This window comes from Streptomyces kebangsaanensis, from assembly GCF_001906585.1.
Classification (GTDB): domain Bacteria; phylum Actinomycetota; class Actinomycetes; order Streptomycetales; family Streptomycetaceae; genus Streptomyces; species Streptomyces kebangsaanensis.
This window is the reverse complement of sequence record NZ_JUJA01000170.1, coordinates 76479-90572: the sequence shown is the minus strand read 5'-3', so window position 1 is coordinate 90572 and position 14094 is coordinate 76479. Positions and strand designations below refer to the sequence as shown.

At 74.3% G+C, this 14094-nt stretch carries 11 protein-coding genes, 1 tRNA gene and 1 pseudogene; 4 read left to right on the top strand and 9 right to left on the bottom strand.

Annotated features, from left to right (window positions below):
• Positions 1–78: 78 nt before the first annotated feature.
• Positions 79–1203, top strand: a complete 1125-nt coding sequence (locus tag RH94_RS38445) for an LLM class flavin-dependent oxidoreductase (RefSeq protein WP_073952901.1) — start codon at positions 79–81, stop codon at positions 1201–1203.
• A 7-nt stretch (positions 1204–1210) separates the two neighbouring features.
• Here RH94_RS38445 and RH94_RS38440 read toward each other — a convergent pair whose 3' ends face one another.
• Positions 1211–3211: a putative bifunctional diguanylate cyclase/phosphodiesterase gene (locus RH94_RS38440; protein WP_234426365.1), complete on the bottom strand. Its 2001-nt coding sequence runs from the start codon at positions 3209–3211 to the stop codon at positions 1211–1213.
• 399 nt (positions 3212–3610) lie between these two features.
• Here RH94_RS38440 and RH94_RS38435 point away from each other — a divergent pair, with 399 nt between their 5' ends.
• Positions 3611–4942 carry a M6 family metalloprotease domain-containing protein gene (locus tag RH94_RS38435; RefSeq protein WP_073952899.1) on the top strand — a complete coding sequence of 444 codons (1332 nt, stop codon included), beginning with the start codon at positions 3611–3613 and terminating at the stop codon, positions 4940–4942.
• Positions 4943–5119: 177 nt separating this feature from the next.
• Here the strand turns inward: RH94_RS38435 and RH94_RS38430 are convergent.
• From RH94_RS38430 to RH94_RS38395, 8 genes are all read right to left on the bottom strand, one after another.
• A tRNA-Lys gene (locus tag RH94_RS38430) sits at positions 5120–5193 on the bottom strand.
• Positions 5184–5798: a bifunctional DNA primase/polymerase gene (locus RH94_RS38425; RefSeq protein ID WP_073952898.1), complete on the bottom strand. Its 615-nt coding sequence runs from the start codon at positions 5796–5798 to the stop codon at positions 5184–5186. The genes RH94_RS38430 and RH94_RS38425 overlap by 10 nt, the downstream gene beginning before the upstream one ends.
• A 130-nt stretch (positions 5799–5928) precedes the next feature.
• Positions 5929–6303, bottom strand: coding sequence for a hypothetical protein (locus RH94_RS38420; protein ID WP_073952897.1), 375 nt, complete (start codon positions 6301–6303; stop codon positions 5929–5931).
• Between the two features lie 109 nt (positions 6304–6412).
• Complete coding sequence (locus RH94_RS38415; protein ID WP_073952909.1) at positions 6413–7723, bottom strand: AAA family ATPase; 1311 nt, start codon at positions 7721–7723, stop codon at positions 6413–6415.
• A gap of 35 nt (positions 7724–7758) precedes the next feature.
• Positions 7759–9363, bottom strand: a complete 1605-nt coding sequence (locus RH94_RS38410) for a hypothetical protein (RefSeq protein WP_073952896.1) — start codon at positions 9361–9363, stop codon at positions 7759–7761.
• Positions 9354–10541, bottom strand: a complete 1188-nt coding sequence (locus tag RH94_RS38405; protein ID WP_407697421.1) for a hypothetical protein — start codon at positions 10539–10541, stop codon at positions 9354–9356. Before RH94_RS38405 ends, RH94_RS38410 begins: the two co-directional genes overlap by 10 nt.
• Entirely contained in the window at positions 10438–11403 is a 966-nt protein-coding gene (locus RH94_RS38400; RefSeq protein WP_073952895.1) for a phosphatase PAP2 family protein, read from the bottom strand. Before RH94_RS38400 ends, RH94_RS38405 begins: the two co-directional genes overlap by 104 nt.
• A 221-nt stretch (positions 11404–11624) precedes the next feature.
• Positions 11625–13058, bottom strand: a complete 1434-nt coding sequence (locus tag RH94_RS38395; RefSeq protein ID WP_073952894.1) for a hypothetical protein — start codon at positions 13056–13058, stop codon at positions 11625–11627.
• A 307-nt stretch (positions 13059–13365) separates the two neighbouring features.
• Here RH94_RS38395 and RH94_RS38390 point away from each other — a divergent pair, with 307 nt between their 5' ends.
• The gene (locus RH94_RS38390) at positions 13366–13827 is read left to right on the top strand and encodes a hypothetical protein (RefSeq protein ID WP_073952908.1); all 462 of its coding nucleotides are present in this window, start codon (positions 13366–13368) and stop codon (positions 13825–13827) included.
• 40 nt (positions 13828–13867) lie between these two features.
• Positions 13868–14094: pseudogene (locus RH94_RS46030) on the top strand (hypothetical protein); the annotation flags it as partial.

Here is a 14094-nt window from a genome sequence, read left to right as displayed (position 1 = left end):
GGTGGGAAAAGGAACAAAAAGCAACGGCACCCTGTTGACACCGGTCGGAAAAGCGAACGGCGAAAACAGGAGGCACCGGTGGCAGACGAGATCAGGGGAACAACCCACGGAACCGCCCCCGTCCCCCTGTCCGTACTGGACCTCGTCACCGTGGGCGCGGGCCACACCGCGACCGACGCCCTCAAGACCGGCGTCGCCCTGTCAGCCCTCGCGGAGACCCGCGGCTACCACCGCTACTGGGTCGCCGAACACCACTCCATGCCCGGCGTGGCCTCCTCCTCACCGGCGGTGATCCTCGCCCACATCGCCGCCCACACCCACCGCATCCGCCTCGGCTCCGGCGGCGTCATGCTCCCCAACCACGCCCCCCTGGTCATCGCGGAGCAGTTCGGCACCCTGGAGGCCATGGCCCCCGGCCGTATCGACCTCGGCCTCGGCCGGGCCCCCGGCACGGACGGCGCCACCGCCGCCGCCCTGCGCCGTACCGACCTCCCCCAAGCTCTCGGCTCCGCTCGAGCAGGGGGGACCCCCGTTCACTCGGGCGCGGACGACTTCCCGCAGCAGCTCGCCGAGCTGACCCGCTTCCTCGACGACGACTTCCCCGACGGCCACCCCTACCGCCGTGTCCACGCCGTGCCCGGCCCCGTCCAGGGCACCTCGCCGGGCGGCGCGCAGTCCCCGCACCGCCCGCCGATCTGGCTGCTCGGCTCCTCCGGGTTCAGCGCCCGCCTCGCCGGCATGCTCGGCCTGCCCTTCGCCTTCGCCCACCACTTCTCCGCGCAGAACACCCTCCCCGCCCTCGACCTGTACCGCGAGTCCTTCCGGCCGAGCGCGGTGCTCGACGCCCCGTACGCCCTGATCGGCGTCGCCGCGCTCGCCGCCGACGAGGAGAGGGAGGCCCGCCGCCAGGTGCTGGCCGCCGCGCTGAACATGGTCCGGCTGCGCACCGGCCGCCCCGGCCTCGTGCCCACCCCCGAGGAGGCGGAGGCGTACGAGTTCAGCCCGGCGGAGCAGGAGTTCGTCACCTCCTGGAACGCCAACGTCGTGCACGGCACCCCCGACGAGGTCCGCGCCGGCCTCGACGACCTGCACAAGCGCACCGGCGCCGACGAGTTGATGATCACGAGCAACGCGCACAGCGGCGACATACGCCTGCGCAGCTACGAACTCATCGCGGACGCCTACGGTCTGCCCGGGAACTGAGCGGGGCTCAGCACCGGTCGCCCAGCAGCTCGGAGATGCGGTCCGGCGACACCGGCCGGGAGTACAGCCACCCCTGTCCGGTGTCGCAGCCGATCCGGCGCAGCCGGCTGGCCTGGTCGCAGGTCTCCACGCACTCGGCGGTGACGGTGAGCCCCAGCCGGTGGGCGAGCTGGACCATCGCCTCCACGATGACCTCGTCCGCGGGGCTCGGCCGCCCCGCCGTACCGCCCCGCTCCTCGTGCTGGAAGCCCCGTACGAAGGAACCGTCCAGCTTCAGCGCCGACACCGGCAGCCGGCTGAGGTAGGCGAGGTTGGAGTAGCCGGTGCCGAAGTCGTCGATGGCGATGTGCACGCCCATGTCGCTCAGCGCCCGCAGGGCCTGGAGCGGCCGGCCGGCCGAGCCCATCACCGCCGACTCGGTCAGCTCCAGCTGCAGCAGGTGCGGCGCCAGCCCGGTCTCGGCCAGCACCTCGGCCACGTCCGCGACCAGGTCGGAGTCCCACACCTGGCGGACCGCGACGTTGACGCTGACGAAGATCGGCGGCTCGTCGGGGTGGTCCAGCTGCCAGCGGCGGGCCTGGCGGCAGGCGGTGGCCAGGATCCATCGGCCCAGCGGCACGATCGAGCCGTCCTCCTCCGCCAGTGCGATGAACCGATTCGGCGTCAGCGTGCCGAACTGCGGATGCCGCCAGCGCACCAGGGCCTCCACCCCGCGCAGCCGTCCGTCGTCCATGCCGACCAGCGGCTGGTACTCCAGGGCGAACTCACCGCGCTCGACGGCCGCGCGCAGTGAGGAGACCAGGGCCTGGCGGGTCATGCGGCGCGCGTTGCGCTCCGGGTCGAACAGGGTCCAGCGGGCCTTGCCGTCCGCCTTCGCCCAGTACAGCGTCGTGTCGGCCGCCTGCATCAGCGCGGTGGCCGACGTGCCGGCCGCGTGCCGCTCGACCACGCCGATGGACGCCGACACCGACAGGTGCCGGCCGGAGATCTCGAACGGCGCCTGCAGGGCCGTGAGCACCGACTCCGCCAGCTCCGCGAGCTGCTCGGTGCCGGTGGAGTCCTCCACGAGCAGCGCGAACTCGTCACCGCCGAGCCGGGCCACCAGCGGGGCGCTCGTACGGCCGTGTCCGGCCTCGTCCGCGCACCGGGTCAGCCGTTCGGCCACGGCCGCGAGCAGCCGGTCGCCGGTCCGGTGGCCGAGGGTGTCGTTGACCGCCTTGAAGCCGTCCAGGTCCAGGTAGCACAGTCCGATCCGGCCGCTCCCGCCGCGCTCGTACGACTCCGCCTCCAGCGCGGCCGACAGGCGCTCGAAGAACAGGGTGCGGTTGGGCAGCCGGGTCACCGGGTCGTGGTTCCGCAGGTGCCGCAGCCGGGACTGGAGTTCGCGCCGGACGCTGATGTCGGCGACGGACAGCAGCACGTCCGGGGACTCCGGCGCCAGGGGGGCGACGGTGATCTGGACCCACAGGCCGTGGCCGTCGGGATGTTTCAGGCGGCGGGCGCAGCGCAGCCGGGCCCGCCCGCCGCGCAGCACCTCGTGGTAGGCGTGCCGGGTCCGGGCGTCGGAGGTCAGGTCCACCAGGTCGGCGGCCGGCTGCCCGGCGAACTCCTCGGGGCCGCCGCCGAACAGCGTGCCGAAGGTGTCGTTGGCGCTGACCACCAGGCCGTCGCGGTCGACGACGGCCATGGCCAGCGGCGCGGCGCAGAAGGCGGAACGGAAGGGGGGCTCCGGGAGGGGCGGCTCCGGGGCGGCGGCGGGCGGGCGTTGGGCCAAGCCGGTGAATCCGACGGGAGTGGGCGCGGACTGGGCCATGGGAGTGAGGGCGGCGGCGGGGAGAGGGCCGCCGGGACCGCTGCGAGGCGGCGCGGGTGGGGCGGCGGCAACGGCCTGACGGGCCGCGGCCGTCGCGGCCGGCTCGGTACTCGGACACATCGTCGTATCACTCTGTGTGACGCTCGGTCGGCTGAGGTCTGTCGCGGGCGTCGGCCCTTCGGACGTTCCGCTCACCGCTCGCTCCCGCAGTGCACTCGGTCTTCGTATCGGTCTCGTCGGGTGGCCGGCCGGGGGCGAACGGCCCCACGGCCCGTGTCCGCGCAGGAAAGTGCAGGGAAAGTGTGCCGATCATAGTTGCCGTCGGCGGACCCCTTCCAGCCACTTGCCGGCCTCACGGGATGACCGGCCCCACGGGCAGATCGTTTCTGCCCGCACCGGGACGGGTTCTTCGGCCAACCGATCACTTGTGACGTTCCGTGAGCGATCCGGGGATGTCGCTTCCCCGGGCCCCACGCCGGGCCGTTCAGCCGTGAACTCAGGCTCCTCACCCTTCCGGTGCAGATAAACAGGGCATACCTCTACAACCTGACACAAGCTGGGCTCGGTGTCCCGTGAACCGCCCCGGAGGTCCCCGTGCCGCGTCAGCTCCCCCTGAAGGCGCTCGGTCATGACGCCCTCAGGGCGCTCGGCCGTGCGGGGATGCGCGGGGCGCGCCCCCGACTGCGCAGCACCGCGGCCGTGTTCACCACCCTGTCGGCGGTCGCGGCCACCTCGATCCTGACCGGGCCGTCCGCCGCCGAACCGTTCGCCGCCTCACCCTGCGCCCTGCGTCGCACGGACGCGCACCACTCGGAGGGCCTGGACACCTGGAACACCTCCTATCCGCAGCCCACCCGGCCGCTCGACGCCGTCCTGGTGTTCCTGGCCTTCCCCGACTCGGCACCGCTCACCACCCCGGCCGAACTCGCCGCCGACCACTTCCCGGCCACCAACCGGTTCTACGAGCAGGCGTCCTACGGCAGGTTCACCCTGCGCACGCACCCGCTGCGGCACTGGATCCGGATGCCGCGGCCGTCCACGGCGTACGCCATGAGCCGGGACTGGAACCCCCGGAAACGCGCCGCCTACCTGGACGACGCGCTGGCCGCGGCCGACCCCGAGGTCGACTTCTCGCGCTACGACGTCGTCTACTTCGTCGCCGACCCGGACGCGCCCGGCGTCGACTCGGACGCGACGAAGGTCGTCAACCTGGACATCCCGCTGCAGGCCGACGGCAAGGAGATCCGGCGGGTGGTGACGGTGTTCGAACGGCATCCGCCGGACCGGCTGGTGCTCGCCCACGAGACCGGCCACGTCTTCGACCTGCCCGACCTGTACCACCGGCCGGTGGACGGCAAGGGCGACTGGGACACCTACGTCGGGGACTGGGACCTGATGGGCAGCCAGTTCGCGCTCTCACCGGACCTGTTCGCCTGGCACAAGTGGAAACTCGGCTGGCTGGACCCGCGCCAGGTGACCTGCGTACGGAGCCCGGGGCCGGCCCGGCTGACGCTGGAGCCGGTGGAGGTGGGGCCGGCCGGGGCGGCGGGCGCGGGGGAGGGAGTCGCCGGATCGCCGCCGTTCGGGCTGGGCAACGGGACGAAGCTGGCGGTGGTGCGCACCGGGAGCGACAGCGCGCTCGCCGTCGAGGCGCGGGCACAGCTCGGCAACGACGTGACCGGGTGCCGGGAGGGGGTGCTGGTGTACCGGGTGCGCAGCGGGGTGGATTCGGGCGGCGGTTCCGTCCAGGTGATCGACGCCCACCCGCGGACCGGCGCCTGCGCGGGGACCTCCGTCCACCCGCCGCTCGCCGACGCGCCGATCGACGTCGGCGAGACCTTCACGGTGCCGGGGGACGGGGTCCGCGTGGAGGTGGAGAACCGCACGGCGTCGGGAGCGTACACGGTCAAGATCACACCCGCCTGACCCCCACGATCACCGGAGCAGCTGACTCCCACGGTGACCGGAGCAGCTGACTCCCACGGTGACCGGAGCAAGGGGGTGTGGGTGGCGAAGCCCCCACCACGCGCGGCGAAGCCGCGCAAAAACAACGATGGCGAGACGGTCCGCGCTTTCCGCGGACATGCCTCGCCATCGCCATCGTGCGCCGCCAGGGACTCGAACCCCGGACCCGCTGATTAAGAGTCAGCTGCTCTAACCAACTGAGCTAGCGGCGCCTGCTGACGTCGTAGACCTTAGCACCCTGGTCGGCGGGAGGAAAAATCGATATCCGCACGGCCGCCCGGGCCGCCCGCACGGCCGCCCACAGCAGCACCTCCGGGCCCGGAAGCCAGGGGTGGCGGGTGTCCGGGGCGACCAGCCAGCGGGAGTCGGACCGCCCGGGGGAGCCGTCGTCGGCCGGGGGCGGGAGGGTCACCGCGTCGCCGTGGCCGTGGCACAGCAGCGGCGGGATGCCTTCGCCACGGCCGGCCGGCCGGCCCTGGGACCCCCACTCCTCCCACTTCAGCAGCGAGGGCAGCCGTTGCGCGGTGCCCGGCGCGGCGAAGAGCAGCATCCGCCCCCGGTGGACGGCCACCGGGCCCGAGCCCGGACCCTCGTCCCACAGCCGGTCCAGCATCCGGCGGCCGAAGACCACGGGTGTGTTCACCACGTCGAAGGCGGTGCCGCAGGGCAGGGCGACCGGCGACCGCGGCCGCTCCCGCCAGAGCGCGAGGGTGCTGCGCGGGTACGCCCCCGCCGAGGCGAGCCAGGCGGCACCGTCCGGGGTGACGCCGGAGGCGTGCAGATGGTCGAAGAACGGTTCGTTCCCTGTGCGGCTCATGGCGGATATATCTACCGAACGTGAGCAGCCGCTTCCACAGGGTCGTGGAAAACCGGGACAGGGAGGGGCGGGCGGGGGTATCGTACGCGCCCGGCATATGCCGGGCCGGGACCGTCCGGGAGCGGTTGGGTCAGAGGGGATCGGCCGGGTTGGCGTGTACGCCGCCCTCGGTGCCGCTGAGCAGATCCCGGCCGAACTCCACCATCTTCTTGGCGTAGTCCTCGGTCCACTCCGCCCGCTCGGCGATGTCCGCAGGGGTCAGCCGGTCGAACCGCCGCGGGTCGGCGAGCTGCGCCGCCGCGATCGCCTGGAACTCCACCGCCCGGTCGGCCGCCGCGCGGAACGCCTGCGTCAGCTCCGTCGCCCGCGCGAGCAGCGCGCGCGGGTCGTCGATCGACTCCAGGTCGAAGAAGTGCTCGGGGTCGGCACTCGCCGCGGCGGGCTCGAACAGCAGGGGCGCGGGGCGCAGCCGCGGCTCGTTGCGACGCGGCGTTGGCTCCGCCATGTCGTGTCCTCCTCGTACGGTTCGGGTGGTACGGCCCTGTGAGAGGGCCACCCTTCATTGTCCCGCGCGCACGCAAGAGGGCGGCGGGACGAAAGTCGACCCCGGTCCCTCAAGGCTTCCAGCCCACCCGGTGTTCCCGCAGCCGCGCGAGGACGGCGTGGTTCGCCTCCCAGCCGTCGGGGAATTTGACCGTCACCCCCAGTTGGACCGGCTCCGTGGACGGGTGGTCGTCCAGGAGTTCGCTCACGCCGGCGCGGCAGACCACGATGCAGGCGTGGCGGTGGCGGGAGGCGAGGACGCAGAGGCGGCCCGTCTCCAGGTGGAAGGCGGTGGCGTCGGGGCGGCCGGAGAGGGGGTGGAGGACCACCGTGACGTCGAACTCCCGGCCCTGGAGGCGGTTCGCGGTGTCCACGGTGACGTCGGTGACGCCCAGGTCCGCCAGGGCCGCGCGCACGGCCGCCGCCTGGTCGCGGTGCGCCGTGCCGACGGCGATCCGGCCGGCGGTCAGCGGCGCCGGGTCCGGCGACCGTTCCGAGACGGCCGCGCCGCCCCGCTCCAGCAGCCGCCGTACGACCGCCGCCAGCGCGCGCACCGCCTCCGGGTCCGTGCGCGGGGTGTACCGCGCGGGCAGCTCCAGCAGGCCCCAGCCGGACTCGGCGGCCTCGTCGATCACCCGGTCGGGGGCCGAGCCGTCCGAGGCGACGGCGAAGGTGAGCCGCCGGTCCCCGGCCGCCGTGCCGCTGCGGAACGGCGTGTACGGGTAGAACGCGTCCGAGACCAGCGGCGCCGCCGACGCCGGGAGCCGCCAGGACACCGGCAGCCGGTGCTGGGGCAGCCCGGGGTTGTGCGCGAGCAGGGTCGTCACCGCGGACGCCGACGGGTCGTAGGACAGGCCCGCCCACTGCTCGCTGCCGACGATCGAGAACGGGTCCAGCTGGCCCGGGTCGCCCACGAACAGCGCCCGCTCGAACAGCCCGGCCACCGCCAGCAGGGCGTCCGAGCGCATCTGGTACGCCTCGTCGACGATCGCGTGCCGCCACGGCTCGTCGGTTTTCACGTGCGCCCACTTCGCGGCGGTCGACAGCACCACGTCCAGACCGGCGAGGTCGGCGGTCTTCGCGGACTTGCGTACGTTCGGCAGGTCGTCGAGGGCCTTGTCGTACGGGTCGGCGTCACTGCTGTGCAGCCGGCCGACGGGCAGCTCGGGGTCCTTCTCCGCCAGCCGCACCACCAGGTCGTCGACCTGCGCGTTGGTCTGCGCGACCACCATGAGCGGCCGTCCGGCGGCGGCCAGCTCCAGCGCCGCGCGGACGACGAGCGTCGACTTGCCCGCGCCGGGCGGGGAGTCGACGACGACCCCGCGGTGCGGGCCGTGCAGGGTGTCGCGGAGGATCGCGTCGGTGGCCCGGGTGGCCGCCATCCCGGGGTCGAAGGCGGTCTCCTGGGCGGGGGCGGTCACAGCACATCCTCCTCGGTCACCGGGTCGGGGGCCTCCGGCGCACTCTCCTCGTCCGGCGGGCCGCCGTGCGTCCACGGGGTCTGTTCCGGGTCGGGCAGTTTCGCGCCGCCGCGCTGTTCGTGCTCGAAGAGCGTGAAGCACAGGCGGTCGCCCTTGTCCGGCACGGAACCGGCCGCCGGCTCCTTGCCGCGGCCCATCTTGTCCAGGATCCGCAGGGTGATCAGCGTTCCCTCGGCCCCGTCCTCCTCGTACGCGACGAACTCGGCCGACTGCGGCCTGCCGTCCAGCGAGCGGTACACCCGGGCCCGCTCGCCCAGGTGCGGCTGGTCGTCCGTGCGGACGGTGACCAGCGGGCGCGGACTGGGCCGCCTGCCCTCGCTGTAGGCCATGACGACGTCCGTGACCTCGCCGGCGAACGCCTCCCCGGCCAGCCGCCGCCCCGCCATGACCAGCGGGTCGTCCAGCGCCTCCTGGGCCTCCAGGCGGGCCTGTTCACGCTCGCGCGCGGCCAGCTTGTTCGCCGCGGTGACCGCGTCGTCGCGGCGCGGCTGCGGGGGCTCGCCCGCGAGCACGCGGTCGCGGTGGCCGGTGAACGACCAGCGGTCGCGCGTCCACCGCTCCTCGACGTGCGCGCCCTCGGGCAGCGCCCGCAGGAGGTCCAGGCCGTCCCAGACCTTCTCCCAGGTGGGCAGGGCGCACTCCTCGACCAGCGCGCGGATCCCGCGCTCGGCGGCGGTGAGGGCGCCCAGCCGGTCGTCGGCCTGCAGTCCGTCCTCGGCGGCGGCGAGGGCCGTACGCGCGCGGTCGTAGCGCTCGATCGCGGGCGCCAGCAGCTTGTTGTCGAAGGCCGGGTCGGTCGCCGGGCCCGCCGGCGGGCACTCCAATTGGCCGTCGGCATCCCGCGCGAGCTCGGCCCGCAGCGCGGCCTCCGCGCCCGAGGCGCCCTCCGGCGGGCTGATCCACGCCAGCAGCGCCCCCAGGTGCTGGTCCTCCAGACTGGACTGGCCGGTCGTCCAGTGCCGGGCCAGTACGTCGGTCAGCGCCAGCAGCAGCGAGGAGCCGGGCACGCGTGCCCGCTCCCCGAAGTGGGTCAGCCACCGTCCGAGCAACGGCACCCTCGGCGGCGCCGGGTGCGGGGTCTGGGGATCCTGCTCGGCGGTGCGCCGGAAGCGCATGGAGCGCCCGAGCAGCCGTACGAAGTCGATGCCCGCGCGGCTCGGCACGATCAGCTGGGGCGCGTCCGCGCACAGCTCGACCTCGACCTTGACCCGCTTGCCGCTCTCCGGGTCGGTCTCGGTGCGCTCGGCGGCCTCCACGGCCAAGGCGCAGGAGTCGATGTACGGCAGGACCACGTCGGCCAGTTCGGCGAGGAACGCGAACCTCAGGTCCCGGTCGCGCGGCTGCGGCACGGCCAGCAGCCGGGGCGCGTGCCGGTCGGGGCCGACCAGCGCGCCGAGCGGGGCGCCCGCCTCACCGGCGGTGGTGAGCGGCACGAGCACCAGCGGCCGCTCGGACAGGTGCCGGTGCCGGACGGTCGCGGCGGGCTGGGCCCGCCCGGCGCGCACCGCCTCGAGCCGGGCGAGGGTGGCGATCAGTGACATGCCGACCCCCGGCCCGCGGACGCCAGCGCCTCGGCCCGCAGCGCGGCCGCCCTGCGCAGGGCCGCCACCGCCGGGTCGTCCGGGTCGCCCGCCTCGCCGCGGGCCGCCGCCAGCACGTCGTCGACCGTCGACAGACCGCCCAGCTCGGCGCGGACCGAGCGGCCCAGCGTGGTCACCGCGCCCCGCGCGCGGGAGCGCGTCCGGCAGTGGAAGGCCAGCTCGCACGCGGCCAGGCACTCCGGCGCGTACGTCGCCGGGACCGCCTCGACCGCGGCCGTCAGCTCCTCGGGAGGCAGCTCGGGGGAGAAGCACACCCCTTCGGGGAGCGTGTCGGCGATGTCCTGGAGGCGGGTCAGCCGGGTCAGCTGCCGGGCGGTCACCGCGCGCTGCTTGCGGACGTCGACGGCGGAGGCGGTGGGCAGGTTGGAGAAGTCCTTGGGGCACACCAGCAGCACCCGGTGCCGTACGCGCGGGGCGGGGTCCAGACGGGCGGCGACGCTTTCCAGCGCCAGCACGTACACCGCCGCCTGCCGGGCCGCCGCGCCGACCTTCGCCGGGTCCGCGGAGCCGTCCAGCATCGGGAAGGACTTGATCTCCACGACCGTCCAGCCGCCGTCCGGGTGCACCACCACCGCGTCCGGCTCCAGGAAGGCGGGCGAGCCGGCCACCTCCAGGGCGAGCATCGGGTGGTCCAGCAGCGTCCAGCCGCCCGCTCCGGTGGCCTCGCGCAGCGCCAGCGCCGTACGCGCGGTGCGCCCGTCGGGGCCCTGGGCGGTCAGGTCGGGGACGTGGGCCTCCTGCGGCGGCTCGGCGCCGGGGTCCAGCTTCCGGTGCGCCAGCCGCAGCAGCTCCGCGCCGCCGTCCGCCTTGACCCGCGCCTCGAACGCGTTGCCCCGCATGAAGGCGAACTGGGACTGGCCGAAGGCCGAGGGCGCGCCCAGCGCGTCCGCGAGCGCCGCCTTGTCCACGCCCGCGCCGTCCAGGATCGCGCGCCGCCGGCAGCCCGGGTTCGCGGCGAGCGCCGCCAGGGCACGGGCGTCCAGCGTCCGGGCCGGTACGCCGGGCCCGCGCAGCTCAGCGAGCTGGTGCCGGAGCGCCGTCCCCCGCTTGCTCGGGGACGGCTCCCGGCGTGGCTCCGGGACCGGACCGTGCTTCGCGCTGCCGTGGAATCCGTTCACCCGCCGAAGTCTGGCACCTACTACTGACAATCGGGGAACCCGTGTCGCCCGAGCGTCCCGTGACGGCCGTGGCACGGGCCGTCAGCACCGCCCGGGCCCGGTCCATGCCCCGCATCACGTACGGCGCGAGCAGCAGCCCGACGCCCATCACGGCCGCGCCCGCGACCGCGTCCAGGAAGTAGTGGTTCGCGGTGCCCATCACCACCAGGGTGGTCACCAGCGGATAGACCACGCCGGCGACCTTGGCCGTACGCGTGCCGCCGTGGCGCCACAGCATCACCCCGCACCACAGGGCCCAGCCCACGTGCAGGCTCGGCATGGCCGCGTACTGGTTCGTCATCCCGCCGAGCCCGCGCGGCGCGCTGGCCTCGCCGCCCCACCAGCCGTACGAGCTGTAGTACGCCATCGTGTCCACGAAGCCGTGCTCCGGGGAGAGCAGGCGGGGCGGGCAGGTGGGCAGCAGGGTGAAGCCGATCAGGCCGATGAAGGTGGACGTCATCAGCCAGGTCCGGGCCGCCCGGTAGAGCGTGGCGCGCGCTTTGAACAGCCACACCAGGATCACGGGCGTCACCAGGTAGTGCAGCGACGCGTACCAGAAGTCCGCCGGGACGCCGATCCAGGGCTCGCGCGTGAAGAGGCGGTTGAGGGGGTGCTCGGCGTTCAGGTACAGCAGCTTCTCGACGCGCAGGATCGCCAGGCCGTGGTCGACGGCGGTGGAGACGTCCCCGCGGGCCAGCAGGCGGCCCGCCGAGTAGCAGCCGTACACCAGCAGTATCAGCGGCAGCTCGGTCCACCAGCGCAGCCGGGTTCGCGGGGGTGCCTCGGTCCGCGGTGCCGGTGCCGGTGCCTCGGTCTGCGGCATCCGATGCCCCTCCCCCTGTTGTGTCGCTGCGGTGCCCCGTGGCGGGCCGGGTCGTGCCACTTTACGGTGCACACGCCGGTCTCCTCGGGGCGGCCCCCGGCCCTCAAAGACGCGGAGATCGTCCCGAGGGTTGCGTCGGGCCGCAGCCTGCGGGCAGTCGTGCCGCCGCGGCCGCGCCCACCCCCGGCCCGCACCAGCGAGCAGCGCCCTCCGAACTCACCTCACGCTGTACGAGGAGAGCTCGCATGCCGCTCAAGAAACGCCGACACCCCGCCGGCCCGCCGGTGCGGCAGCAGCACCCGTGCCGTCCCCGCCAGCATCGTCTGAACCCGGGACGACTGGACCTGGCCCAGAAGATCCAGCACCCGCATCCCCGCGGCAGCGGCCTCGTCGGGGCGTCCCCCGCGCGCGAGGTCGTCGGCCAGCTCGGCCGTGTACAGCGCGATGTTCCGCGTGAAGTGCGGGTCCTGCAGATGCGCGGCCCGCCGCGCGTGCCGGGCCGCCCGCGGCCAGTCGCCCAGGGCCGACCAGCACTGCGCCTCCAGCCCCTCCAGCTCGGCCTCGCCGTAGAAGCTCATCCACTCGGGGTCGGCGTCCGAGGGCCCCCGCTCGTACAGGGCCCGGGCCCGCGCGAGCGCCTGTTCGCAGCCGGTGCGGTCGGCGAGCCCCGCCCAGCCGCCCGCCTCGCGCAGCGACAGCAGCGACATCAGCCGCGCCGAGCCCAGCTCGCGTCCCACGCGCTGCGCGGCCTGCGCGGCCCGCACCGCCTCCCGCGGCCGTCCCGCGTCCCGGGCGAGGAACGCCGTGTTGCAGAAGGCGTGCGCCTCCAGGGCCGGGTCCCCGGTCACGCGCGCGGTGGCCAGCGCCTCCGCGTAGTGCGAGCGGGCGTCGTCGAAGCGCCCGGAGTCGTGGGCCAGCCAGCCCACCGAGATGGCCAGTTCGCCGGCGCCCGAGTACAGCCGGTCGGCGGTGGTCTGCCGGATCGTGCCGGCGTCGAGCAGCGCGTAGGCGGCGCGCAGCGGAGCGGCCGCGCGGCGGTAGAGGCCGTCCGCTCCGTGCCGGTCGTCGAGCAGCCGGATCCGGCGGACGGCCTCCTCGACGGCGCCGGCGTCGCTCGCGCCGGCGCGGCGCGCGGGGCGGTCCGCGGCCGACGCGTCGAAGGCGAGCCCCAGGGGGCCCAGCGAGGCGGCGGCCACCGTGACGCCTCCGCGGGTCATGAATGCGCGACGCAGCACGTCGCTCTCCTCGTGGTCTTCGTACGGGTGGTACGGGTCCTGCGGATGGTCCTGAGCGTGGTCCTGCGGGTCGTGGGACTGATACGGCCGGTCCGCCTCCCCCGTCTCACGCGGGGTGCGGCGTGCCGCGCGTCCGCGGACGGCCGACCGGGGGGCGAACCCCAGGTCGGTGAGCGTCCGGCCGGGGAACATGTGCAGAAACACACGTTCGTAGGCGTAGTTGGGACAGCGGATCTCACCCGCCTCCACCCGGCCGATGTAGCGGGCGTCGCAGCTGACCCGCTCACCGATCTCCTGGGCGGCCCGCCGTACCAGCGCGGCGAACTCGGCCGGCGAGCGCTGTCCGCGCAGCCGCCGGAAGGCGGGATTCGGCCGTGGTGGCCGGGGGAACTGGGACGAGGTCACCGTCGACGACGTCATGGCCGGGCCCTCTCGTGCGAACCGTCGAACCATGCCGGGTTCAGGAAGGAGTTGGATGAGTTGTCCGAATGATCCATGTGGCTCCCTGTTTCCGGCGAGCAAGAAAGTACCGGTTGTGCCCGGTCCGCCACGCTGTGGTTGACTACAAATCGGATATCTCGTCCGTGATCTGCCATGAAGTGCCATCCTTTGCGGCGGACTTCGGCCGTACCCGTTGACGCACCGCCGCGTTGAATCCCGTGGACCGGGAGCCGCCCGACTCCCGACCCGCTCGTTCACGAGGAAGGTGTTCGCGATGGAGGCCGGGATGGAGACCCCGCAGAGACGCGATCCGTGTACGCAGCCGTCACAGTCACCGCGGCCGTCACAGTCACCGCAGTCACCGCAGCCGTCACAGTCACCGCGGCCGCCGCAGTCTTCGCAGCCCCCGTGCGACCTGGTGACGGTGCCGGCCCGGCAGGGGCTGGAGGCGGTCGACATCCTGCGCCGCGGCACGGGGGACACGGTGGGGCCCGTGCTGCACGACGACGAGGACGACACGCTGGGCTTCGTGGTGCCGGCCGGCACGGCCGCGGCCTGGGACGTGCCCGGGAGCACGTGCACGGAGACCGACGGGCAGGGCCTGCGGCTCGCCCCGGAGCCGCCCGCGGAGGGCTCGGACTGGCTGGTCCCGCCCGGGGAGGCCGACCTCGCGACCGACCCCGCGGTGCTCCGCCGGGCGCTGGGTGAGGCGGCCCGGCTCCTCGAGGCGGCGGACAACTGCCGCTGACGTCGGCCGGACGGACCTCCGCGGCTCGGCACGCGCGTGCGTGCGGCGGTGCGCCACTTGCGACAATGGGCGCGTGGGAAGGTCCAGAAGTGCCCGCCGAGGGCGAGGAGCCGTCGAAGCCGTCGCCGAGCAGGTCGACGGCGGGCTCGCGCAGCTCATACCCGACCGGGAGCGGGCGCGGGGCTGGACCCTGCTGATCGACGGGGCCCCGCAGTCGTACGTCGACCTCGACGACCCGGAGCACCTCTCCTTCGAGTACCAGCGGCG

Excerpts from the sequence above, each read along its gene's own strand:
- RH94_RS38425 (WP_073952898.1), bottom strand. The coding sequence starts at position 5,798 with ATGAGCCGCACAGGGAACGAACCGTTCTTCGACCATCTGCACGCCTCC.
- RH94_RS38420 (WP_073952897.1), bottom strand. The coding sequence starts at position 6,303 with ATGGCGGAGCCAACGCCGCGTCGCAACGAGCCGCGGCTGCGCCCCGCG.
- RH94_RS38415 (WP_073952909.1), bottom strand. The coding sequence starts at position 7,723 with ATGGCGGCCACCCGGGCCACCGACGCGATCCTCCGCGACACCCTGCAC.
- RH94_RS38410 (WP_073952896.1), bottom strand. The coding sequence starts at position 9,363 with ATGTCACTGATCGCCACCCTCGCCCGGCTCGAGGCGGTGCGCGCCGGG.
- RH94_RS38400 (WP_073952895.1), bottom strand. The coding sequence starts at position 11,403 with ATGCCGCAGACCGAGGCACCGGCACCGGCACCGCGGACCGAGGCACCC.
- RH94_RS38395 (WP_073952894.1), bottom strand. The coding sequence starts at position 13,058 with ATGACGTCGTCGACGGTGACCTCGTCCCAGTTCCCCCGGCCACCACGG.
- RH94_RS38390 (WP_073952908.1), top strand. The coding sequence starts at position 13,366 with ATGGAGACCCCGCAGAGACGCGATCCGTGTACGCAGCCGTCACAGTCA.